The sequence below is a fragment of the Chryseobacterium sp. FG46 genome, assembly GCF_057809135.1.
In genome coordinates this window covers 12,343-36,370 of record NZ_JBMDJJ010000007.1, presented here as the reverse complement: position 1 = coordinate 36,370, position 24,028 = coordinate 12,343, and the positions used below count along the sequence as shown (strand labels likewise).

Genomic DNA, 24,028 nt, shown 5'->3' with positions numbered 1-24,028 from the left:
ATATACAAAACTGATACTGTGTTTATCGAATTATCCTTTCTAATTTTGAACATCAATTAAAAGCTTGAATACAATGTTGACAAAACAAATATCAGAAGATGAAAATATAAGTGGCTGGATCAATGGTTTTATAGGGGTAGTCTTGTTTAGTGGAGGCTTGCCGGCCACTAAGTTAGCCGTAATGGAAATGAGTCCCATTTTTGTAACGATTGTTCGTGCAGCTGTGGCAGGAATTCTAGCACTGGTTGTATTATGGCTGGGTAAAGAAAAACGGCCTGTAAAAAAAGATTTAATTCCATTATTGCTGGTTTCTCTTGGCTGTGTGGTAGGGTTTCCCCTTCTTTCTGCATTGGCTCTTCAATATCTCACTTCAGCGCATTCTATTGTATTTCTGGGAATGCTGCCTTTGGCAACTGCCGTATTTGGGGTTATGCGCGGTGGGGAAAGACCTCATCCTATATTTTGGTTTTTTTCTATTATAGGAAGTCTTTTGGTGATCGGTTATGCTGTTTCGCAGGGAATATCAGCTTCACCTATTGGCGATATTCTGATGCTTTCTGCAGTTATTTTATGTGGTATGGGCTATGCTGAAGGAGCTAAATTATCCAAAACATTGGGAGGATGGCAGGTCATTTCCTGGGCTTTGGTATTGGCGCTGCCTGTAATGATTCCTTTATTTTTTATGTATTTTCCGGCTGATATTCAGAATGTCAGCTTTCAGGGATGGTTTGGGATGGCTTATATCTCTCTTTTCAGCATGTTCATTGGTTTTATATTTTGGTATAAAGGATTGGCACAGGGTGGAATTGCTACTGTTGGTCAGTTACAATTGCTTCAGCCTTTCTTTGGCCTCGCACTGGCTGCATGCTTTCTTCATGAGCAAGTGAGTATGGGAATGCTTGGAGTAACAGTAGGAGTGATACTATGTGTTGCAGGAACTAAGAAATTTGCAAAATAAGTAGAATTGCGATCCTTATAAATCCTTTTTGCTGCTGCCAGTAGGATATATGAAAAGCCTCATTTCTTTTTGAAATGAGGCTTTTCGTTTTCATAATCAAAATGTTGAAACAAATTTCCGGTGGTTTTAATTCTGAAATAATAAATATAAAATAGATTTGTTGTTAAATGTAAATTCATAAAAATAAAAGGAGTTGTAATTAATAAGAAAATTAACGTTATTTAACTTTTTTGTTGATTGTTAAGGTGCGGTTTTTGTATACGTTCTGCAATCGATTACCAATGATATTTTTACTAAGAATAGGAAGATAGGAAGAAGAAAACAATTCCAAAAAAGGCTATTATGGTTATCGACGAAAATATTTTGATTTCAGCGGGAGCAGAAACAAGACATTATACCCCTTCAGAAACAATTTTCTGTGAAGGGCATATTCCTAATTATTATTATCAGATTATTAAAGGGGAAGTAAAACTTAACAATTATAATGAGGAAGGCAAAGAGTTTATTCAAAATATTTTATCAGACGGGGAAAGTTGTGGAGAATCTATCCTTTTTATAGAAAAACCTTATCCTGTAAATGCGGAAGCCATTACAGAATGCAGCGTTTTAAGACTTCATAAATCTGCTTTTTTCAATCTGCTGAATCAGTCTCCGGAATTATATATGGAGGTAAACAGCTTCCTGTCAGAACGTCTTTATTATAAATTCATTATGATGCAGAGCCTCTCATCTCAAAACCCTTCTATACGGCTAAGAGGACTAATGGATTACCTTAAAAGTTCTCAAAAAGATCTTACTCCTTATTCTTTTTTAATTCCCTTAACCAGGCAGCAAATGGCGAGTCTTACAGGGCTTTGTGTGGAAACCGCTATAAGAACGATTAAACATATGGAAAGAGATAAAATTGTGAGAATTGAAAATCGCAAAATTCTATATTAACCTTATTTCAGGCATATTATTTGTTTTTTTATTTAAAATATATCGAAATTATGAAAACAATAAGCTGCATGAATATTGATGAAAATCTTTTGTACTCATTTGGTGCAGAAGATAAGAACTATAAAAAAAGGGAATCGGTTTTTAGAGAAGACGATCATGCAATTTATTATTTTCAGATCAGTGAGGGAAAAGTAAAACTGAATAATTATAATGAAAACGGAAAAGAATTCATTCATAATATTCTGGGCAAAAAACAAAGCTTCGGAGAAGCCATGCTTTTTCTCAATCAGGATTATCCAATCAATGCCATATGCCTTGAAGATTCCCGGATTATAAGACTTCCTAAAAAAAAATTCTTTGAAATGATCACGCAGAATCCTGATCTTTCTCTGGAAATGAATGCCTGCCTTTCACAGGAAATTTTTTACAAATTAAAAATGATGCAAAGTTTGGCATCACAAAACCCGATGCAAAGATTAAAGGGTTTACTTGATTATCTTAAAAGCTATCATGATGAAGACTGCCATCAGTGTTTCCATATTGCATTTACTCGGCAGCAGATCGCCAATCTTACAGGCCTGCGTGTAGAAACTGTGATCAGAAACTTAAAAAAAATGGAAAAGGAAGGGATGCTTTCTTTACAAGATCGTAAAATTTTATATTAAATATGATTTTACTGACTCAAATCATAAAAAAGTGAGTTATTCTTATGTACATTTGATACAACAGTTTTCAATACCATTCCTGAGATATTAATTAAGATGAATATAAAATATTCATTTTTTGAAATTGCTGTTTAGTGTCCAGTAACGATCTGTAATAATCAATATTATAAAATCATATTATGGCGTGTGAAATCAAAAAATCCGGCAATACGAATTCCACAATAGAAAAGCAGTTAGGAGACGATGGATTAATAATAGAACATGACACAGAAAAAACTTTGCTTCACCCATTTTTTGTGAGTGCTTTAAAAAGTATTTATAATCATGAGAATGAAGATGGCAAGCTGGCAGATACTACCGGTTTTGATGATAAGCGTGGAGATTAAAAGGGTACAGTATATTTTATAGTTTGCTTATCACAGGCTTATTTTAACCATGAAATCATAAATATGAACTCTCAGAAAATAATACATAGCCTGAAACACAAAGAATTTATAAAAATAATTCATAAAGGAGACTGTTTTGAAGATGGAGCAGCTGTTTATGCTAAAGAAATTGAAGAAAATATTTTTCTTTTGTTCATCATCCTGAAAGATATTGATATTGAAAATATACAAGCACTCATTGCTCATTTTGACAGCTTCACCAGCATTGGACTGAAAGAACCGGAACAAATCATGTTTTACCTGTCTATTAAAGATAAAAATGATCTCCATTATTTCGAGCAGTATTTGAAAGCTTCCCATAACTAATACCATTGTTTGAATATGATATTTGAGAACGACACCTTACGGGATTCCGGGTTGAATGATAAAAATAATATGATAGAGAATGAGTCTCTATTTCCACCTATAATCAATTCATACGGAGTGACGGCCTTTCTGATCAATTCTTTGGAGAAGATCAAAAATAATGCAACGTGTGATATCCTTAAAGGAACAATAAATGCATGCATTGAAGAGTACATTCTTCATATCCGTGAATTTCATTCCAAGAATACATCGTTTACTGATGAGAGGGAAACAGAAGTAAGGTTTGAATCACCTTCTTTCACTTTATATGCAAAAACAGCTTATTATAAGGTTTTGAAAGAAGAAGAATATATCAGTAGATTTCTTGATATTCTTGAGAATAATAAAACAGATTAGGTTTTAAGCAGTCTTATTGAAAATGCCTTTGAATTTTAATCAGATCTTAAAAAATACCTTTCATATCATTTACAATACTTAATCATGAAAGCTGATGTATTTATTTGTCCGGCAGCTTTCTGGTCTCGTTTGTAACCATCTTAAAATCAACCTCACAAAATAAAATATTATGGAATTTCAACAGAATCTTCTCAATTATATAAGTCAGTTTCTTGTAGCCGCTGACGAATCTGTTTCAATTGCGGAAAGTGTTACTTCCGGTTGTCTGCAGCTTGCTTTCTCACAGATGCCGGATGCCCTTTTATTCTACAAAGGTGGGATGACAACTTATACGTTGACCGAAAAAGTGAGACTCCTTAAGGTAAACAGACCTGGACCCGATGATCATGACGGAGCGGGGGAAGCGATTTCTCAGGCTATGGCTCTCAGTGTGGCAAAACATTTTGAATCCGACTGGTCCATTTCTACAACGGGTTATTGCACTCCAGTTATTAATTCAGGATATAAGGTTTTCGCCTATTTTTCATTTTCCTATAAAGGAGAAATAATTCTTACCAAAAAATTAGAGCTGCATCCTAAAACTCAGGCTTTGAATGCTCAGCTATACTATACAGAATTTATTCTTGGATGTTTTAAAAGTGAACTCAACAGGATGCTAATTCTAAAATAAATTTCAGATTTCATACCTGATAAGGCTTTAATTCTTATTCACCTTTGGCTTTGTCTGCATGATTGCAAAATATGATGTTGTAAATGCAGACAGACTTTGGTAACCCACTTTATAAGCTACTTCACTCAAAGTATATTGTTGGGTATCTATTAACTCAATACTTTTTAAAACTCTGGTCAACTGAAGGTATTTTTGTAAGGTAATTCCTGTTTCATTTTTAAAAATTCTCTGGAGACTTCTCACAGACATTTGTGCTTTTTCGGCTAAAGAATCAATATCCAGATTGTATTTAAAATTAGAGTTGATATCATTGCATACAGGAATCAGTCTTGTATCAGCAGGTACAGGAATTTCCAGGCTGCTGCTTTCCTTGCAGAAATTGGGAAGGCTCTTTAAAATAGCTTTGAAAAAGATATCCTGTTCTTCATTTTCATCAAGAGATTGGTTCCATTTTGAGGCGTATAAAAGCATTTCCTTCAATACAGGCGGAACGGCAAATATCTGAACATTCTGATAAAATTCATCTTCAAAAACTGTTTTGAACAGAAATACCATCAGATTCACTGTCTGCGCTTCAGAAGTTATTTTATGGGCTTTTCCTGAGGGAATCCAGATGACATGATGCTGCGGGACAAGATAAATTTTCCTGTCAATATGAAAATACTGATAACCTTCTTCCACAAATGTAAGCTGAGCACGGGTATGCCTGTGCTCATAATCATCATGTTTCCAGTTTTTTTCGCACCATACATAAGCTTCTTTTTCTATTGAATCTACAAACTGGCTTTCCGTTTTTTCAATCAGTCCACATTTCATATTGTCGTTTTGTATGTATATTTTGGCAAATTTAATAAAAACGACAGTAGTAATTTTGTATTATCAATGTAATAAATACATGATTAATTTAAAATATAATCTATATCTTATTCAGAATGAAAAAATTATGTCTTTTTTTTATTTTAATTTTATTATCTAATACCAACAACATCATGGCACAAAATAAAGCTAAAATATTGGTTCTTATCCATTCAGACAATGGTGGAACTTACGAACTGGCTAAAGAAATAGCCAAAGGAATGGAAAGCGAAAATAATGCAGTTCCTTATATCAAATTAGTCAAAGCCTCACAGAATCCAACCCTGAAAAATCTTCCTGTAGCAACAGTAGATGAACTCACATCTTATGATGGAATTGCTTTTGGTTCACCGGTTTATTTCGGGAATATCAGTACGGGGATGAGTGAATTTTTATCCAAAACCGTTCAGTTGTGGACTAATCATGCTTTGGAAGGAGTTCCTGCCACTGTCTTCATGTCTGCCGGAAGCGGAGCAGGAAAAGAACTTGCGCTTCAGGCATTCTGGAACAGCCTTGCGGTACATGGTATGATATTGGTTTCTAATGGAATTCGTGGAACTGAAGAACTTAATAAAGCTATTCCACAGGGAAATACCGTTTTAGGAGTTACCAGTATGGCTTCTTTAAAAGATGTGGAAAGACCTACTAAAGGAGAAAGAAATATTGCTGAACTTCAGGGAAGAAATTTCGCAAAAGTAGCATTGGCATTAAAAGATACCCGCCCGAAAAAAACGGTTGCTGTTGCTGAACATCACCCAAATTTCAATGAAATATTAAAGCAGAAAAATATTACACTTCCACAGGTTCCAAAACCTGCAGGGAATTATCAACCGTTTGTCCGTTCCGGAAATCTGGTATTTATCAATCAGGTTGCCCTGAAAGACGGTAAAATTTTCAATCCGGGAAAACTAGGCGTGGAAGTGAATGAGCAGCAGGTAAAAGACGCTACAAAAGTAACCATGCTGAACGTAATTTCAGTATTAAATGAAGCGGTGGGAGGAGATTTAAGCAGAGTAAAACAATGCGTACAGCTTACCGGAATTTTCAATACCAAAGATGATTATACCCAACATGCAGATCTGATGAACGTGGCTTCTGATCTGGCTGTAGAAGTCTTTGGAGAAAAAGGAAAACATGCCAGAGCTACTTTGGGAGCTTCTTCCATTCCTGTGGGTTCTTCGGTAGAAATTCAGGCTGTTTTTGAAGTAGAGTAAGCCGTTTTTTTAAAATTAAAATACAGATGTCTCAGATATACTCAGATGGGAAGGCTATAAGTCCTAAACTATTGTCGGCTTGAACTAAATTCCTGTGTAAATCTGAGACCATCATGATTGAAAAAGATTAGAAAAATTTAGAAAAAACCTCAGCTATCAAAGGAATACTCTGTTCCAGCTGTTCTTCAGAAAGTGCTCCATAACTCAATCTGAACCCATTTATATTATTTTGGCTGTATTGTTTAGGATGAATAATTTTAATGTTTTTTTCCAATAATAAAGCAGTTGTCACATCCCAGTCCAATTGTATTTTAGGGACAATCCAAAAGGCGAGTCCCCCTTCAGGCAGTGTGAAATCTGCGATGTCTTTCATGTGTTTTTTCAGCAGTTCAAAAACGAAGTCTCTTTTATTCTTATAGTGAACAGTTGCTTTTCTGATGTGCTTTTTTATGGCACCTTCTTTAATCAGCTGCAGAACTGCCTGTTCCATGATGACATCTCCATGTACATCAATAATCTTTCTCAGATCACCAATTCTTTTTAATAATTCCTGATTTTTAGTAGCCAGATAACCGATCCTTAAAGCAGGTGCTACCACTTTGCTTAAAGTTCCGATATATACATAATTGTTTAGCTCAGGAAAACTTGAAACCGGAAGAATAGGACGATATCCGAAGTGAAATTCATTATCATAATCATCTTCAATGATGGTCATATTATATTGGTTAGAAAGCTCAATCAATTTTAATCTTCTTGAAAGGCTTAGAGTAACTGTAGTAGGGTATTGTCTGTGAGGAGTAATGTAAATTGCTTTTATATTCTGATGTTGTTTTACAAGTTTTTCAATAATTTCAATACTTATTCCTTCCTGATCTACAGGTACGGACAAAAGTTGTGCTCCCGCATACTGAAACGCTTGCCAGGCAGGCTGATAGCCAGGATCTTCTACGATAACAATGTCACCGGGACTTAAAAGACTCTGAGCAGTCAGAAACATTCCCATCTGACTGCCTCGGGTAATGGAAATTTCATTTTCATGAATATGCATTCCGCGCTGATGATTAAGCATTTGCGAAATCATTTTTCTGAATTCTGTGTCGCCATGTTCATCTCCATATCCCATCATCTGCCACTTTGCTTTGATGCTGAATATTTGCCTGTAAGCTCTTGCCAGTTCTGTCACAGGTGCAATTTTACTGTCGGGATGGCCATCATCGAAATTGATTAAAATCCCATTAGGAATTACCAGTCGATTATGGGAATCATACAGTCCCTCTAGATTTTTTTCATGTAAGACAGGGAGCTTTTCTGATACGAAAATACCTTTTCTTTCTCTCGAAATTACCCATTCTTCGTTAATCAGCACCTGATAGGCTTCTACAACAGTATTTCTGTTGATTTTCAAAGTCAGTGCAAGATTTCGGCTTCCGGGAAGTGCATCGCCGGCTTTTAACCTTCCTGATCGGATATCTGTAATGATGGTATCTGCAATCTGTAGATAAACTGCTTTTTCAAGCTTCTTATCAATTTCTAATTCTAATTTCCAAGGGCGTAACATCTGGACTATCTATTTATATAAAAACTGAATTATTTAAATAGTCCAAATATAGAATAATTTTGTCATGCAATAAAGCACAAAACCCTAATAATTTAAAAATCATGGAGAAGAAACAATTCAGTTCTAAAGACTTCCACGAAACTTTTGCAAGACCAAAGTATGTAAAACCAAGCCATTTGATCCACAAAAATGTAGAAAATGCAGGAGAACACAATCAGTTTTCAACAGAAAGAAAACATCCGGTTTTCTTTGTCGATCTTCCGAGTAAGAATGTGAGCATGACGATTGGAGGACTGATTCCCGGACAGCAAACCAACAGACACCGTCATACTTATGAGACTGTATTATTTGTGATTGAAGGAAAAGGCTGGACAGAAGTAGAAGATGAAAGAGTATATTGGGAAGCAGGAGATGCCGTATACATTCCTTCATGGGCCTGGCACAAACATCAGAATCTGAGCGATACAGAACCTGCCAAATATATTGCCTGTGAAAATGCCCCTCAGCTGCAGAACTTAGGTGTCGCTTTAAGAGAAGAAGAAGGCAGAGACCTTTAATCGCAGAGATTTAAACCATTAAGATACTGGATGTGATTTCCTTTCAAGGCGAAACTTACTATTCTTAATTACTTACGCCTTCTTAATGGTTTACAATTATTTTCAATTTTTAAATCAGCAAAATATGAAAAATGTTCCATTCAAAGGGATTATTGCTTATCCCATTACACCTTTTGACAAAAATGAAAAAGTAGACATTCCTCTTTTTAAACACCTGATAGAAAGACTGATCACTTCCGGAAGCCACGGTATTGCTCCATTGGGAAGTACAGGGGTAATGCCTTATTTATCTGACGAAGAAAAGGAAGAAGTTACAGAAGCTACTTTACAGCAGGTAAAAGGAAGAATTCCAACCCTTGTAGGGGTTTCTAATCTTACGACAGAGAAAACCATTCACCACGCCCAGTTTGCGGAGAAAGCAGGTGCTGATGCGGTGATGATTATTCCAATGAGCTACTGGAAGCTTACTGACGACGAAATTGTAACGCATTATGATGCGGTAGCACGTAAAATATCTATCCCGATTATGGCGTACAATAATCCGGCAACAAGTGGAGTAGACATGTCTCCGGCTTTGCTGAAAAGGCTGCTGGAAATTCCCAATGTAACCATGATCAAAGAAAGTACGGGAGATATTCAGAGGATGTATTATCTGAGAAGAGAACTGGGGGAAGACGTTGCATTCTACAACGGCTCTAATCCTTTGGCTCTGGCGGCTTTTTCTGCGGGAGCAAGAGGATGGTGTACTGCAGCTCCCAATCTTATTCCGGAACTGAATATCAGTCTTTATCATGCGGTGGAACAAGGTGATCTTGAAAAAGCAAAAAGAATTTTCTACCAGCAGTTTGATCTTTTAAAATTTATTGTAAACAAAGGATTGCCGAGAGCTGTGAAATCAGGTCTTAATATTTTGGGTGAAGATGGCGGGAATTTGAGAAGTCCTTTGAAACCTTTACATGAAAAAGAAACTGAAGAATTAAAAAATATTATGAAAACCCTTATTAATTAGTACAATCTTATAATCTTGTATAAAAGAGGCTGTCTGAAAATGACAGTCTTTTTATGCTCTTTAATTTTGAGAATTCTGTTTTTTTTAATGGGTAGTATTTTTTATCCAGATATTCATCATCCCTCCAAATACATAAAAGATTTTTTTCATTCTGTTAATTTTTGAGATTAGTAATCTATCAATTATATTTTTTTGAATTTTATTTTAATTCCATTGAATTTCCTACATTTCCAGCTCTATAATTCTTTTTGCCATTTTCTGATTCATGCTTCCCGGAATTAAACCCATCAGAAAATTACGGAATGAATTTCCTTTTTCCCATTGCGAAATCTTTCCGATGGTACGGCTTGTATTGACGATATAATCCACCTTTTTTCTTCTGATATTTTGAAACGCTTCAAAAACAGCATTGAAATCCTGATTTTTTTCCAGCAGTTTTCCGATAATATAAGCATCCTCAATAGCCTGGCAGGCACCTTGTCCCATATTGGGAGTGGTAGCGTGGGCTGCATCTCCGGTAAGACATAAGTTTTCAGTATACCATTTGGGAATAGGTGAGAGGTCAGAAATGATATTACAAATGATATTTTCGCTTTCAGTAGCTTCAATAAGTTGTAAAACCAGGGAATCAAAATCTTTAAAAATATCTGTAAGTGCTGCATCTAGGCTGAAGCTGTTTTCATTGATGCAGGCATACCAGTAAACCTTTTTCTCAGAAATTTTTACAAATCCGAAACGCTTTCCTTTGCCCCACATTTCAAAAGCTTCCTGATGATGTTTTTCAGGCAGATCAAAATCTACCAGGCCACGCCAGCATTTTTGGCCGGAACTCCGTATGGTACCGGTTTTTAAGATCTGATTACGGACATTGGATTTGATGCCGTCTGCTCCAAAAACGATTTTACTTTCAATCTGATTTCCGTTTTCAAAGTGTAAAATATAGTTTTCCTCTTTTCTTATTGTTTGCAGTGAATGATTTAATTGGAGACAGCCAGAAGGAAGGCTTTCCGCCAAAATCTGTTGAAGTTCGGCCCGGTGAATAGCAACATTGCAGGAATTATAATGTGTTTCCAGTTCAAGGATTTCTGTTTTTGAGATGGTCTGCAAAGATTCATTGGCAATAACAATCCGGTGGATTTTATTTCCTGCATTTTCAATCTTTTCTTTCAAACCTAAGTGATTGAAAACCTGCATCGCATTGACAGCCATCATAATTCCAGCTCCTACAGGCTTTATTTCAGGAGCGGATTCATAGATCGTAAAATCATACTGATGCTGTTTCAGTACATTTCCGAGGGTAAGTCCCCCGATTCCGGCTCCTATGATTGAAATATTGTTCATGTATACTTTTTTAGTAGGATGTCACAACATTGCGAAAGATTCTAATTGCTTAACTTATAAACTTAAAATATAACTTTCCGATACTTTTTTAAAACCATACTTGCTGAAAAAATTATGAGCTCCATGATTGCTGGCTCCGCTTTCCAGTAAAATAAAACTGATATTCCAGTTTTTAGATTCGTGAATCGCTTCCTCCAGAAGTTTACTTCCAAGAGACTGGCCTCTCACAGACTGGTCTAGAAGCATATCCTCCAGAATGGCATATTTTTTAAAAGGACTGTTGATCACATTAAAAACCATCATGCCGACAATTTCCCCGTTTTCGTTTTCAGCAATCAGAATATTAAGTTTGGAACTGCCATCGGAATTAAAATCGGTGATCAGCTGTTCTGTCAGAATCAGTTCAAGATCAGGATTCCAGTGGTGTGAGTCTATCGCTCTTCCGGACATCATTTCGCCGTGAGAAATATAAGCATCTGTTTTGTGGGTAATAAAAAAGTCTACGAGCTCTTTCACGCGGTTTTTATCGGTAAGCCATTGGGTTGTATATTTCATGAGGTGATGGTTTTTATTTAAAATTTTTCAGTTCTGCCAGCAATTTATTCTGCTTATTGATAACTTGATTGAGATGATCTGTTTTCAGAGGATGCGCATTCTGGTACTTTTCAATTTCAGGAAGTGTCTTTCTGATTTTGAATACAAGGTATTGATCATGAACTGTTGTCCTGTTTGCTTTTAGTTTGGCGATGAGGTCCCGGATAGTCTGTGTTTTTACATCATATTTTTCAGAGCTGGCCTTTATCTCTTTTTCAATTTGTTTCTTTGTGACAGAATCGGTTACCGAATTGGATAATGCCGTTGCATCATTATAGTATGTTTCTGATTTTTGAATAACATCATCATACTCGGTAATTGCATCCTCAGTTTCCTGATTAATAACCGTTATTCTTTTGTCAAGATCCTGTAAAGCTTTGTCGTTTTTTACAAGTTCCTGATAGATTTCATGAACCAGATTTTCATTGCGCGAATATCTTGTATTTTTCTTAATTGAACCTGAAACTGAAGATTCAGCATTGTCAACTGCATTTTCTACGGTAGGAGCCTGGCGGTTATTTTCTCTGCAGGAAAGTAAAGAAAGTACCAGAATAGAGCCGAAAAATATTTTTTTCATAGTATGTTTTGTTTGGGTTGAAAATCAGCATCATATCCAAAGCAGCTAAAATTAATCATTTCAATTATAACACAACTGATTAAAGCATATGATTTTAATTAGTTGAAAAAACGTTGAAAAATGTTACATCCATAAAAAAACGGAGCCTGAAAACAGACTCCGCCTATAAAATTATTTACGCTAAAATTATTTACCCAGGTAAGATTTAAGGATCTTGCTTCTGGTATTGTGTTTTAGTCTCTTAATTGCTTTTTCTTTGATCTGACGAACTCTCTCTCTTGTAAGATCGAAAGTTTCACCAATTTCTTCTAAAGTCATTGGGTGTTTTCCGTTCAGTCCGAAGTACAATCTTACCAAATCAGCCTCTCTTGGCGTTAAAGTATTCAATGCTCTTTCAATCTCGATTTGAAGAGATTCAAGCATCAGATCTTTATCAGGACTTGGAGATTCTCCTGAACGTAATACATCATAAAGATTAGAATCTTCACCTTCCACTAAAGGAGCATCCATAGACAGGTGTCTTCCGGAGTTTTTCATAGATTCTTTGATATCTTCCTCGCTCATGTCAAGAACTTCAGCCAATTCTTCCGGAGAAGGTGGTCTTTCATTTTCCTGCTCAAGGTGAGCGTATGCTTTATTGATTTTGTTGATAGATCCAATCTTGTTCAATGGTAATCTTACAATTCTTGACTGTTCAGCCAATGCCTGTAGGATTGATTGACGGATCCACCATACTGCATAAGAGATAAATTTGAAACCTCTAGTTTCATCGTACCTTTTTGCTGCTTTCATTAATCCTAAGTTACCTTCATTAATCAAATCGGGTAAAGAAAGACCTTGATTTTGGTATTGTTTAGATACAGATACTACGAAACGAAGGTTGGCTTTGATTAATTTCTCAAGTGCGGCTCTGTCACCTGCACGTATTCTTTGTGCCAATTCTACTTCCTCGTCCGCAGTGATCAGTTCCACTTTACCAATTTCCTGCAAATACTTGTCTAATGAAGCAGTTTCCCTGTTGGTAACCTGCTTAGTGATTTTTAATTGTCTCATTTATTTTTTCCTCAAAAAAGAGTTACTATAATATATACGTATGAAAAGGTATAAAGGTTACACAAGGTGCAATATTTTTTGTACAATATATATTTTAAAAGGTATTAATGTGTTTTCGTGTTCGTTTAACTGTTTGTTATTGAGTGTTTTGTGTTTTTTTTCGTTTGAGGAATAAAATTTAAATTAATCATAAAAACACTAGAATTCATTTAAAAATCCTGTAAATTCCTTAAACCTTAAACCTTAAACCTTAAACCTTAAACCAAAAAAACGAAACCTAAGTCCCGTTTTTATATCTAAAAGTACTATTTCAGGTTATGTTGAGTACCCAGCAAACCCGCAATTCGTAACTAAAAAAGCTCGTTTAATACTTTCGCCAGTCTTAATCCTCCGTAAAGAAGCTGTCTTTCCATCGTTTCATTAAACTTGTACTGATAGTCGTAAGACAATTTAGAATCGTTTGGAGTCTGTGCATAGATCTTATTGGCAATTTTATGAGAATCATACAGCCAGTCTTCCAGTGTTCCGGATTGAATCTGTGCTACTTCTTCTTTAGATTTGATGTCTAAAAGCTTGGAATATTCAGTGTAGCTGTATTTTTGAGAATCTACTAACTTTCCATCCCAAACAGAGTGTAAATTGGTTTTTTCTCCGAAATACGTAACATTAATTTTGTTTCCGCCCAAATCTTCAGCCCTTCCTACGTGAAGTGGTTGTGCAAGGTCTCCCATAATGTGAATAAGGAAGATTAAAGCAATTTTTCTGTCTTTTTCAGAAGTGTTTTTGTCTTTGATCTGGCTGGATAATGTGTTTACCTGAGTATAAAGGCTTGGTCCTGCCTGTGATTTTAAGTTTTGTTCAAAAGCTTTAAAATCAATCATCGGATCAATGTTTACATAATGCCATGATGAAGCCTGCTTCCATGCGCCGGTTGTATCAGATTTGATAAAATCCGGCCAGTTTGCCCAGTAAGCCAGACGCTCTTTCCCCATGATCTTTTTAATCTCTCTTCTTGCTTTGCGGGAAAGGTGGTTTTGTGCAATGTCTGCAATCACTCTGTGTCCCGTTAATCCCCACGCATAAGAATAAAGTGAAGAGGCCATGAATGCTAAAATCAGAATTTTAGAATAAATACTTTTCATTTTAAATAACAATTTTCAGTCTGCAAAGATACGGCCCGCTTTCGGAATGAGCATACATAATCCTGAATTTATTCCATAAGATGATATTAATAAAATTTAATTTACATAAAAACATAATAACCTTAGGTTTTAAGAGATTAGAAAGCACTGAAGATAAAGGCAGAAAACTCTTTATATCCTATATAAAATCTAAAATAAAATCTTAATTACAACCTTACACTTTAAACCTTGAATCCTAAAGAATTGGTTCTGAATACTTAATTTTAAATTCTAAAAAGCAAGTAAATTTTCCATTTACCGTATTTTCACGGAATTTGTAGAAAATTATTCCTATTAATGTCAATTAATTATTATTTTTAGAATAAAATTGTTGTAAAAATATTTTTTCAAACTTATGAGATATATTATCTTTACAAGTCTTAATCAGAGGAAACACTATGTATGAGAATAATATTGTAGATATGCATTACAATAAGCTGCAGACAGATTTTAAGGCTGAAGCTGTGGCTGTAAACCTATTGAAATACCATCGTGCGGTAAGCAATATCTTCATTGAGCGTGTGGGGGTGAATGACCGTGCTTACCTGAAAGATATTAAAAGTATTTCAAGCAGTTATTTAGGATTTGATGAGGAAGTCTTTACTATACAGAGTTACAGAGAAGGCATTTACGACTATCTTCCGGAAGGTTTATTTCATCCGCCGTCCCTTGGGGCTTCCAGAAAGAATGTAGATACTGTGGTAAGGGAAATCCGGAAGCAGAAAAGGGTAGAAGATGATGCCCGCAGGTTTTTCCGTCCTTTTGAGCTGGAAGTATTTTTTACGGAAATCAGTGCTTTGCTTAAAGAATCAGAATTTGATATCACCAGTAATACGGATTCTTTGCTGGAAACCATTAGTGAGCTTTGGCCTATGATCAAAATGCTGGACGAGCAGAGTGCTTATATTTTTATGCATATTCTGCCGTTTTTCCATCAGATCAGGGGAGACAAGAGATGGTTTGAAAGATGCATGACTGCTTTTCTGCAGATACCGGTACAAGTAAGTTTTTCACCTAATATTATTGATGGAATTGAGAAAAATGATGATTCCATGTTACTGGGGAATTCAAGATTGGGAGTCACCTATATTCCAAGCGGACCTCATATGGACGGGCAGCGAAACTGGGTGGTGAATATTGGCCCTATTCCTTATGGGGATATGAAGAAGTTTATTCCCGGAAGTCCGTTTAGAAATGTACTTCAGGCTCTTTATGACTATTTTCTTCCTGTAACAGTAGATGTGGAAGAGAATTTTGTCACAGAAAAAGAGGAATATTCATTCAGTCTTGAAGATGATGAAAGAAATGCCAGCCGCCTTGGATACTCTACATTCCTCTAAATTATTTTATTATATTTACAGTTACCAACAAAGTATAAATTCGAAAAGAAACAAATGGAAATTTCTTCAGTAAAAGGTATTTTTTTAAGGTATATCTTAATGCCTTTAATCGCAATTATTATGATGGTTATACTCGGTGTAATCAGGAGAAATAAACCTGCGATAAAGATTAAAGTAATTATTATATACGTACTCCTTTGCAGTTTATGCCTGGCTATTCCGGGTGTTTTTGGATTTGCGGGAAACCTTTTTAATCCGTATTGGTATCTTATTGCGCAGGTGATCTATCTGATTTTTGGGATTATTCATGTGAATCTGCTGCATAAATATTTCAAAAAACACATCGATTCTCTGGCAATGAGTATTCTGTTTGAATCTATTCTTTCATTGACGTGTATTGCCCTGGGCGGATATCTTTTCACGCTGATCTTCAACTGGATGAGTAAAGGCACAGGATACGCTGTGATGGCTGCAACAAGTATGGTGATTTTTGTGGTTCCCATGGTATTTTATTACTGTTATATTCAGTTTATCAGTATCCCTTTTGATATTTATAAAACATGGAGATATTCACCGGAGCAGAAGCTTCCTGATTTTGAAGGGGCAGATTTTGACAGGTTAATGGTCCTGAATGTTGAGTTAAGCAAAAAATTAGAAGATACCAACCGTTTCAGAATTAAAGCGAAAACACTTCCTACAGGAGTTACGTTCGGAGATTGGTTCTACAGAGTAGTGGATGATTACAATCACAAAAATCCGGGTTCAATAATTCATCTTTCAGACGAAGGAAATGAGCCTTACTACTGGATCTTTTACACTAAAAAATCGTTTTTCAGTTTTAGAAAATATATAGATTTCGACCACGACATTACCACAAACAGTATTTCTGAAAATGAAGTGGTGATTTGTAAGAGAGTTATTCAGCATGAAGAGGAGGGAGTCACAAGAAAATCATAAACACAAAAATTAAAAAGTATTAAACATGATACAGCCTATTAAACATTTTGCCATCAATTGGGTGGATGGGATGAAAGTTTCCCAAAGACACCTTAATGATCAGGATAATTTCTTAATTGATACTATCAGAGATTCCAATTCCCTTGGGATTACTACATATAACTACGGACTTCTGCCTATTTCCAATGAATTTACAGACCGTACCATTTTTGATGTTCACAACACGGCAACCAATGATGTACAGCTGGTAATCAAGCGTTGCAGCGCTGTGACAATGGCAGGATACCGTATTGAGCTGACGGATAGAAGAATCAGCGTGAAATCATTGGCGAAATCAATGAATGAAGAGCAGGCAGATGGAGAATATTATATTCTGATCTCTGTAAATCCTTTTGATAAAGTACCTTTCGGAGATATTGATCCTGAGGAAATTCCGCCACGTCACCCAAGTGCACAGCCGAACCATCATATTGAACTGCTTCCTGTAACATCTTTGAACAGCAGCTATTCGGGGGGAAATTATCTTATCATCGGGAAAGTAGATTTAAAAGGAAATATTGCTCAGGTAGATTCCAATTTTATTCCGCCTTGTACTTCCGTACAGAGTCATCCGGCTTTGATAGACTATTACAGCAGCTATGCGAAGTCTATCGGAAATCTTCAGCAGTACGCTTTTAAAATCATTCAGAAAGCATCGCATAAAAACCAGAATACAGCGTTGGCACAAAACGTTAAGTTTTTGTGTACTACCATGGTAAATACTTTCGGAGATATGTATTTCCAGTTCAGAAATATTACGCCCTGGCAGCCGCCTGTATTTTTAATTGAGTCTTTTGCAAGACTGGCACTTCATTTATACAATTCAACCCAGCTTCTTGTTCCTGCAGAATTGGAGGAAATGCTGAACTACAGTCTGGAATGGAGTGAGATTGCTCCTCATACTTTGCTGAACCAGCTTTCTATTGTAGCAGAAACGAATTATGACCACCATAATTGTGGCGAACCTTTGCTTTATATCCAACAGATGTTGAAAAGCCTTGAAATTATTTTCTCTAAACTAAGCGAGCTTGATTATATCGGGCAGAGAAAAGAAAATATCATCGTTAATGAGCAGGAAGTTTCCACGAACACAAACCCAAAAAGAGGTTGGAGTGTTTTAGATTAATAAAAGTATCAATAGTATAAAGTCCTGAAAAAATCAGGACTTTTTTTATTTGAAACCTAATTTCGAGCTTCCCCGGGACTGTAATTTTGTCTTTTTCACACCAAAAGCAAAATAAAAAAAAGATTGTATATAGATTTATTTGTAGCTTAGTTTAAATTTTATTTTATGATTCTGTATTTAAAATCAAACAATATCATCTTCGTTATGATGATGGTATGTTTTCCTTTTTTTATATATGCTCAAAGCCAATCCAAGGATCAGGTAATGACAGATAAAGAAATACGAAGTGCGTGTGAAAAAAATCTTCCAAAAATGTGGAAAGAATTACAAACAATAGAACAAGATGGCGTTCCAATTGTCTTTAATGCAGAAATGAATGGGCCTGGCCGTGCAAAGGGTAAAGTCATGGAATTAAATCCTGAATTTTTTATCAAAAAAAAATTAGAATTTCCTGAAGATAGATTATTAATTGTTATTGTACATGAATATGGACATATATTGTTTAATCGAATAAAAGGTGATAAGCTTGAAAACTTATCATTGTTTGATAAACAAGTTGAAAATGAATACCAGGCGTTTAAATATTCAGTGGAATGGGCTTCTGAATATGCAAAAAACGGAGATAAAGGTCCTCTGGAACAGGTTATTACAAATTTGAAGACTAGAGCATCTAATGGTAAAAGTGATGATCCTCATATTGCTGCAATTAAAAGACTTATGACAGAAGCTGTATGGAAGAAAGCTGAAGAAATGTTAACATCAAAATAGTCTCCAAATTAACATTTAGATTATTGTTACTTTTTGTCAAAAACGATCATCCAGCAGGTTATCCCTCTATTATTTCAATACGATGTAAGCAATTGAAAGAGTATCACAATTTTTAGAAAATATCAATCATTAAAATGATGGTTTTAAATTTGAAGCGCCCTGGCATCCGCCAGGGCGCTTCAAATTTATTTTTTGTTCAGAAGATCAAGCGTATGTTCCACATGTCCGCCTCCTTTCCATTCATCGTGTCCGGGGATAATCAAGGTTGCCTGTGCATATTTGTTTTTCAGCTTTGTCATGGTTTTCGGCCATTGGGCAACGTTGGCTTCTCCGGTGTAGCCAAGATCAACAGCTGCTTTGCTTTTTACAAGACAACCTCCATCCAGAATTTTATATTTCGGGAACCACACCACTACATTGTCTGCGGTATGACCTTCACCAAGAAAGTCTACTACAAATTCTTCACCACCAATACGGTAAGGTTTTCCTGTTTTAATAAGTTCAGTGGAAGTTGCTTTTCCGTCTTTCTTCAAAAGCTCATTGGTTTTCGCTGTAGCGTAGGTTTTGATTCCTTTGTTATTATAAAAGCTTAAATCTCCGGCTCTGTCATCATGTGAATGCGTTGCAAATACAGCAATCACAGGAAGGCTATGGCGTTTCTGAATAGTATCCAGCAAACTTTGATATTGTGTTTTCTGCCATGGAACATCAAATAAAACAACTCCTTTTTTAGTTACCAGATACACTGCATTGGTAGAATATTCCTTTCCTCCGAATACGCCGAAAGTTTTATAAATATAAAAATTGGGTTGAATCTGCGGTTCGATTACAAAATCTCTTACCTGACTGGTTTGAGCATTGGCCAATGGGCTTAGCAACATTGAAATAATAAAAAACGGAATGCTTTTTTTCATAATTTTTTGAGTAATAATTAATGTTAGTATTTGTCAGAAAAGACAAAGTCTGTAGATTGTTTGCAAACCTAGGTAAAAATAAATTTTCGGATATTCAGAGAAGGAGAGTTTAACCGTTTTTTAACAGTTGATCAAGTTTTCTTCTTCAGGAAAATTTTTTAACAGACTATTTTTTAAGATGAATTTAAAATTAAATAACGCAACATTGTTGCAATATTATTTTTTTTACTACTTTTGATTTTAATTAATAATCATTTTCAATGCTTTAAAAGACTTTAATAAAAACCTTAATGTATATGAAATTTAGATTGATGTTGCCGGTATTTGTAATCTTTATAACTTCGATGGCAAATGCTCAGGATGCGGAAGTAGTAGGGAAAGTACTTCTTGAAAATGGAGGTAGTCCTGGTGCTGTCGTAATGCTTAAAGATACTTCGATAAAAACTGAGGCGGATAAAAATGGTGATTATGTAATCAAAAACCTGGCTCCCGGAAATTATAAACTTTTGGTGAAAGCTAAAGGATATGAAGAATTTGAAAAGGATATTTCTGTAGGAAAAAAGAAGACACTCATTCCAAATATTGTACTTACCCAAAATAGTAACAGGATTGATGAAATAGCAATAACAGGAGTTTCAAGGGAAACTTTAATTAAAGAAACACCTGTTGCAATGCTGAGCATCTCATCCAAACAGATCGAGAGAACTGTGGCAACCAACATCATCAGTTCATTGGTGAAATCTGCGCCCGGATTAAGTGTGGTGGAAACAGGTCCTAATATTTCAAAGCCCTTTATCCGGGGATTGGGCTACAATCGGGTGCTCACTCTTTATGATGGGATACGCCAGGAAGGCCAGCAATGGGGAGATGAGCATGGTATAGAAGTCGCTCCCTATATTGTAGAACGGGCAGAGGTTATAAAAGGACCTGCAAGTTTGATGTTTGGTTCTGATGCTTTGGCAGGAGTGGTAAGTCTTTTTCCCTATACACCTTCTCAGAATGACGGTATTGTACATGGAAAAATAACTGGGGAGTATCAGGGGAATAATAATCTTATCGGAAATGGAATGCAGTTGGGTTATAAAAAGAATTCTCTTATAGCTTCATTAAATGCTTCCTACAGAATGGCAAAAAACTACAGAAATGCAGTAGATGGAAGAGTATACAATACTAATTTTGAAGAAAAAAACTTTTCTTTTCTCTTAGGACGAAAAACAAATACAAGCTTTTCAAAAATCAATTTTACATTGTATGATAATCTACAGGGAATACCTGATGGAAGCCGTGATCCGGGTACCGGAAAATTTACCTATCAGATAGGAGAGGGAGATGATGATGATTTGGGAAAAAGACCCATTGTTCCAGAAAAAAATCTTAATTCCTACACTCTTTCACCTTTACATCAAAGAATTCAGCATTACAGGTTGTATGGACAGCATACTCAACATATAGGGAAAGGAGAGTTGGATGTTCAGTTGGCTTTACAGCAAAATATCCGTAGAGAATATAATCATCCCACCATGCCATCACAGCCTGGAATGTATGTACGGCTTAATACTTTAAATTATGGAATACGCTATAATTTTCCTAAATTTTCATCTGTTGAAATATCTGCAGGTATTAACGGAATGGTTCAAAATAATAAAAATAAGTCGGCTACAGATTTTCCTATTCCTGATTATGACCTAAGTGAAGGAGGAATCTATGCATATATCAAATGGAAATATAAAAGATTCAACATAAGTGGTGGTGCCCGTTATGATATCCGAAAAATTGGCTGGGACAATTTTTATATTCAGACCAACCTGATAACACAATTTGAAGAACAGGCAGCTCAGGCATCTGCCGATACAAGGCTCGGGTTTGCTTCTTACAACAATGCGTTTGGTGGTCTGTCAGCAAGTATCGGATCGGCTTTTCAACTGACAAAACAGATCAGTCTTAAAGCTAATATTGGGAGAAGTTACAGAGCGCCAAACATTACAGAAATTGGTTCGAACGGGCTGGATCCGGGAGCTCATATTATTTATAAAGGAAACAGAGATTTCAATCCTGAGTTTTCATTACAGGAAGATCTGGGAGTGAGTACACGTTTCAAAGACTTTTCAGCAGATATAAGCTGGTTCAATAATAATATTCAAAATTATATTTATCTGTCATTACTTGTAGATGCACAGGGAAATCCTATAGTAGATACGCAGGGTAATAAAACCTATCAGTATCAGCAGGCTTCCGCTCAGCTTTATGGAATGGAGGCGTGGTTATCGCTGCACCCTGAGAAATGGAAAGGGTTTAATTTTGAAACGAGTTTATCCGTCATTTATGGATTCAACCGTGATAAGAAATTCAAAAATAAAGAAACTCAGGGAGAATACCTTCCTTTGATTTCTCCATTAAAATTATCCGGAAACCTATCCCAGAAAATATCTATCCGGTCAAAATTGATTTCATCTGTTACGCCAACAGCAGAAATAGAGTTTTCAGCAGCACAGAACAGGTATATGGGATTAGATAATACAGAAACAGCAACACCGGATTATACATTGTTTAATATTGGTGCATCAGTTGTGATTAATTATTCAGAAAGCCATTCTGCTGTCTTACAGTTTCAGGTAAACAATGCATTTGATCGTGCCTATCAGTCACATCTTAGCCGGTTAAAATACTTAGGGAATATATATAATATGGGAAGAAATATTTCTTTAAAATTGATTGTACCTTTTTAATAGATTATACAAAAAGTGGCTTTATAAAATGGGTCACTTTTTGTATAATAATTGTTGGTAATTTATTTTTTTACCAATATTTTCTCAGTAGCTTTCTTGCTTAAAATTTCTGTTTTGCCCTCAATTTCTATTGTCATTGATTTGTCAAAACTTTCTATTTTTACAATTTTCACCTTTGTATTGAGCCGTAATTTTCTGTCATTCAGATACGTCAGGAAAGCATCATCAGAAAGGGTAACAGAAGCGAAAGTTACATTTTCACCGGGTTCACAATTGCTGAGTTTCTGCAGATCCTGGGCAATGATGTTACCATCTTTATCAGGAATAGGTTCCCCGTGAGGATCAAATTTAGGATGATCCAGGATTTCGTCCATTTTATCAAAAAAGATCTGCGAATGCACATGCTCAAGCTGTTCTGCAATCTCATGGACGTTTTCCCAGCCGAAATTCATTTTTTTAACCAGAAACATTTCAGTAAGTCGGTGTTTACGAACGACCAGGGCTGCTTCACGTCTTCCGTTTTCTGTAACGATTAAGGGTTTATAGGTTTCATAAATGACCCACTTTTTCTCTGCAAATTTCTTCATCATATTATTAACACTCGGCATTTTTACATTCAAAAATTTGCTGAGCTCATTAATCGTCACCTTTCCTTCATTGTCAACTAAATGATACAAAGCTTTCAGGTAATTCTCTTCTGTTAGGGTTGTTTTCAAAATGTTAGATGATTTTCACTACAAATCTAACAAAATAAAATGGAAAGTTAGCTCTTGTTATTTTAACTTTTTTTACTTTTACTCTATGAAATTTTCATTCAAAAACGATTATTCTGAAGGCTGTCATCCTAATATTTTACAGGCCCTTTTACAGCATAATTTTGATCAGCAGGCTGGCTATGGAGAAGATGAGTATTCATTAAAGGCAAAAGAATTAATTAAAGAAAAAATCAACAATCCGGATTCGGAAGTTTTTTTGGTTTCTGGTGGAACGCAGGCGAACTTAATTGTTATTTCAGCATTCTTAAAACCCTATCAATGTGTAATCTCTGCTTCTTCCGGGCATATCTTAAATAATGAAACAGGAGCTATTGAAGCCACAGGTCATAAGGTATTAAGTATTGAAACCACAGATGGTAAATTAAAACCGTCGGATATTATACCGGTTTTGGAAGGGCATCGTAATGTCCCGCATCAGGTAATGCCTAAGCTGGTTTATATTTCCAATTCTACGGAGCTGGGAACAATCTACCAGGCAAAAGAACTGGAAGAACTCTCCGCATTTTGTAAAGAAAATAAATTATACCTGTTTATGGATGGGGCAAGACTTGGATATGGACTGACAGCTGAAACCAGTGATCTTACCCTGGAAAAAGTAGCTGCTCTTACCGATGTTTTTTATCTTGGAGGAACTAAAAACGGAGCACTGTTAGGAGAAGCAATTGTGATTAATAATCCTGTGCTTGGGGAAGATTTTGCTTTTAATATCAAACAAAAAGGGGCATTATTGGCCAAAGGCAGATTGCTGGGGATTCAGTTTTTAGAACTGATGAAGGACAATCTGTATTTTGATCTGGCACAAAATGCCAACCAGCAGGCTATGAAAATTAAAAAAGCTTTGCAGGAAAAAGGAACTGCTTTTCTTGCGGATACCTATGCCAACCAGATTTTTCCTATTCTCAGTAACCAGCTTATAGAGATATTATCTGAAAATTTTGAATTCTATGTCTGGAAAAAAGTAGATGAAAATTTTTCAGCTATTCGTCTTATTACTTCATGGAGTACAAAAGATGAAGCCGTGAGCCGCTTTATTGAAGTGATTAAACAGAATTAATATAAAATG

Annotated in this window: 25 protein-coding genes; 16 read left to right on the top strand and 9 right to left on the bottom strand. The window is 35.7% G+C overall.

Annotated elements, in window-relative coordinates; translation table 11 throughout:
• Nucleotides 1-73: 73 nt before the first annotated feature.
• From ACODR7_RS07165 to ACODR7_RS07135, 7 genes are all read left to right on the top strand, one after another.
• Entirely contained in the window at nucleotides 74-958 is an 885-nt protein-coding gene (locus tag ACODR7_RS07165; RefSeq protein ID WP_488838394.1) for a DMT family transporter, read from the top strand.
• A 342-nt stretch (nucleotides 959-1,300) separates the two neighbouring features.
• Entirely contained in the window at nucleotides 1,301-1,897 is a 597-nt protein-coding gene (locus tag ACODR7_RS07160; RefSeq protein WP_488838392.1) for a Crp/Fnr family transcriptional regulator, read from the top strand.
• A gap of 50 nt (nucleotides 1,898-1,947) precedes the next feature.
• Nucleotides 1,948-2,562, top strand: coding sequence for a Crp/Fnr family transcriptional regulator (locus tag ACODR7_RS07155; protein ID WP_228402423.1), 615 nt, complete (start codon nucleotides 1,948-1,950; stop codon nucleotides 2,560-2,562).
• 179 nt (nucleotides 2,563-2,741) lie between these two features.
• Nucleotides 2,742-2,948: a hypothetical protein gene (locus ACODR7_RS07150; protein WP_488838390.1), complete on the top strand. Its 207-nt coding sequence runs from the start codon at nucleotides 2,742-2,744 to the stop codon at nucleotides 2,946-2,948.
• A 63-nt stretch (nucleotides 2,949-3,011) separates the two neighbouring features.
• Complete coding sequence (locus ACODR7_RS07145) at nucleotides 3,012-3,314, top strand: hypothetical protein (protein ID WP_488838388.1); 303 nt, start codon at nucleotides 3,012-3,014, stop codon at nucleotides 3,312-3,314.
• 15 nt (nucleotides 3,315-3,329) lie between these two features.
• On the top strand, nucleotides 3,330-3,710 hold the full coding sequence (locus ACODR7_RS07140) for a hypothetical protein (RefSeq protein ID WP_076594652.1): 381 nt from the start codon (nucleotides 3,330-3,332) through the stop codon (nucleotides 3,708-3,710).
• 169 nt (nucleotides 3,711-3,879) lie between these two features.
• Complete coding sequence (locus tag ACODR7_RS07135; protein WP_076594653.1) at nucleotides 3,880-4,380, top strand: CinA family protein; 501 nt, start codon at nucleotides 3,880-3,882, stop codon at nucleotides 4,378-4,380.
• A gap of 27 nt (nucleotides 4,381-4,407) precedes the next feature.
• Here the strand turns inward: ACODR7_RS07135 and ACODR7_RS07130 are convergent, their stop codons facing one another.
• A complete protein-coding gene (locus ACODR7_RS07130; protein ID WP_488838385.1) occupies nucleotides 4,408-5,196 on the bottom strand; it encodes an AraC family transcriptional regulator in 789 nt (262 codons plus the stop codon).
• A 116-nt stretch (nucleotides 5,197-5,312) separates the two neighbouring features.
• On the opposite strand from ACODR7_RS07130, the gene ACODR7_RS07125 reads away from it, so the two are divergent.
• A complete protein-coding gene (locus ACODR7_RS07125) occupies nucleotides 5,313-6,449 on the top strand; it encodes an Atu1372/SO_1960 family protein (protein WP_488838383.1) in 1,137 nt (378 codons plus the stop codon).
• A 127-nt stretch (nucleotides 6,450-6,576) separates the two neighbouring features.
• Here the strand turns inward: ACODR7_RS07125 and pdxR are convergent, their stop codons facing one another.
• A complete protein-coding gene (gene pdxR, locus ACODR7_RS07120; RefSeq protein ID WP_488838382.1) occupies nucleotides 6,577-8,007 on the bottom strand; it encodes a MocR-like pyridoxine biosynthesis transcription factor PdxR in 1,431 nt (476 codons plus the stop codon).
• A gap of 101 nt (nucleotides 8,008-8,108) precedes the next feature.
• On the opposite strand from pdxR, the gene ACODR7_RS07115 reads away from it, so the two are divergent.
• Nucleotides 8,109-8,564, top strand: coding sequence for a cupin domain-containing protein (locus ACODR7_RS07115; RefSeq protein ID WP_136522337.1), 456 nt, complete (start codon nucleotides 8,109-8,111; stop codon nucleotides 8,562-8,564).
• Between the two features lie 124 nt (nucleotides 8,565-8,688).
• The gene (locus tag ACODR7_RS07110) at nucleotides 8,689-9,573 is read left to right on the top strand and encodes a dihydrodipicolinate synthase family protein (RefSeq protein ID WP_488838380.1); all 885 of its coding nucleotides are present in this window, start codon (nucleotides 8,689-8,691) and stop codon (nucleotides 9,571-9,573) included.
• Nucleotides 9,574-9,795: 222 nt separating this feature from the next.
• Here ACODR7_RS07110 and ACODR7_RS07105 read toward each other — a convergent pair whose 3' ends face one another.
• The 5 genes from ACODR7_RS07105 to ACODR7_RS07085 all read right to left on the bottom strand — a co-directional run bounded on the left by ACODR7_RS07105 (nucleotide 9,796) and on the right by ACODR7_RS07085 (nucleotide 14,280).
• Nucleotides 9,796-10,914 (bottom strand): FAD-dependent monooxygenase, encoded by a 1,119-nt coding sequence (locus tag ACODR7_RS07105; RefSeq protein ID WP_488838378.1) that lies wholly within the window; start codon nucleotides 10,912-10,914, stop codon nucleotides 9,796-9,798.
• Between the two features lie 54 nt (nucleotides 10,915-10,968).
• A complete protein-coding gene (locus tag ACODR7_RS07100) occupies nucleotides 10,969-11,469 on the bottom strand; it encodes a GNAT family N-acetyltransferase (protein ID WP_488838376.1) in 501 nt (166 codons plus the stop codon).
• Between the two features lie 13 nt (nucleotides 11,470-11,482).
• The gene (locus ACODR7_RS07095; RefSeq protein WP_488838374.1) at nucleotides 11,483-12,085 is read right to left on the bottom strand and encodes a hypothetical protein; all 603 of its coding nucleotides are present in this window, start codon (nucleotides 12,083-12,085) and stop codon (nucleotides 11,483-11,485) included.
• A 186-nt stretch (nucleotides 12,086-12,271) separates the two neighbouring features.
• Nucleotides 12,272-13,138: a sigma-70 family RNA polymerase sigma factor gene (locus tag ACODR7_RS07090; protein WP_002979276.1), complete on the bottom strand. Its 867-nt coding sequence runs from the start codon at nucleotides 13,136-13,138 to the stop codon at nucleotides 12,272-12,274.
• A gap of 350 nt (nucleotides 13,139-13,488) precedes the next feature.
• Nucleotides 13,489-14,280, bottom strand: a complete 792-nt coding sequence (locus tag ACODR7_RS07085; protein ID WP_488838371.1) for a S1/P1 nuclease — start codon at nucleotides 14,278-14,280, stop codon at nucleotides 13,489-13,491.
• A 437-nt stretch (nucleotides 14,281-14,717) separates the two neighbouring features.
• Here ACODR7_RS07085 and ACODR7_RS07080 point away from each other — a divergent pair, with 437 nt between their 5' ends.
• The 4 genes from ACODR7_RS07080 to ACODR7_RS07065 all read left to right on the top strand — a co-directional run bounded on the left by ACODR7_RS07080 (nucleotide 14,718) and on the right by ACODR7_RS07065 (nucleotide 18,549).
• A complete protein-coding gene (locus tag ACODR7_RS07080; protein ID WP_488838369.1) occupies nucleotides 14,718-15,659 on the top strand; it encodes a type VI secretion system baseplate subunit TssG in 942 nt (313 codons plus the stop codon).
• Between the two features lie 54 nt (nucleotides 15,660-15,713).
• A complete protein-coding gene (locus ACODR7_RS07075; protein ID WP_488838367.1) occupies nucleotides 15,714-16,616 on the top strand; it encodes a TssN family type VI secretion system protein in 903 nt (300 codons plus the stop codon).
• Between the two features lie 25 nt (nucleotides 16,617-16,641).
• Entirely contained in the window at nucleotides 16,642-17,781 is a 1,140-nt protein-coding gene (locus ACODR7_RS07070) for a hypothetical protein (RefSeq protein ID WP_488838365.1), read from the top strand.
• A 165-nt stretch (nucleotides 17,782-17,946) separates the two neighbouring features.
• Nucleotides 17,947-18,549: a hypothetical protein gene (locus ACODR7_RS07065; RefSeq protein ID WP_488838363.1), complete on the top strand. Its 603-nt coding sequence runs from the start codon at nucleotides 17,947-17,949 to the stop codon at nucleotides 18,547-18,549.
• Nucleotides 18,550-18,734: 185 nt separating this feature from the next.
• On the opposite strand, the gene blaIND is transcribed toward ACODR7_RS07065, so the two are convergent.
• Nucleotides 18,735-19,463 (bottom strand): IND family subclass B1 metallo-beta-lactamase, encoded by a 729-nt coding sequence (blaIND, locus tag ACODR7_RS07060; protein ID WP_488838361.1) that lies wholly within the window; start codon nucleotides 19,461-19,463, stop codon nucleotides 18,735-18,737.
• Nucleotides 19,464-19,759: 296 nt separating this feature from the next.
• Here blaIND and ACODR7_RS07055 point away from each other — a divergent pair, with 296 nt between their 5' ends.
• On the top strand, nucleotides 19,760-22,189 hold the full coding sequence (locus ACODR7_RS07055) for a TonB-dependent receptor (protein ID WP_488838359.1): 2,430 nt from the start codon (nucleotides 19,760-19,762) through the stop codon (nucleotides 22,187-22,189).
• Between the two features lie 62 nt (nucleotides 22,190-22,251).
• On the opposite strand, the gene ACODR7_RS07050 is transcribed toward ACODR7_RS07055, so the two are convergent.
• Entirely contained in the window at nucleotides 22,252-22,905 is a 654-nt protein-coding gene (locus tag ACODR7_RS07050; RefSeq protein WP_488838357.1) for a metal-dependent transcriptional regulator, read from the bottom strand.
• A gap of 85 nt (nucleotides 22,906-22,990) precedes the next feature.
• Between ACODR7_RS07050 and ACODR7_RS07045 the strand changes: the two genes are divergently transcribed.
• Entirely contained in the window at nucleotides 22,991-24,019 is a 1,029-nt protein-coding gene (locus tag ACODR7_RS07045; RefSeq protein ID WP_488838355.1) for a threonine aldolase family protein, read from the top strand.
• Nucleotides 24,020-24,028 lie beyond the last annotated feature (9 nt).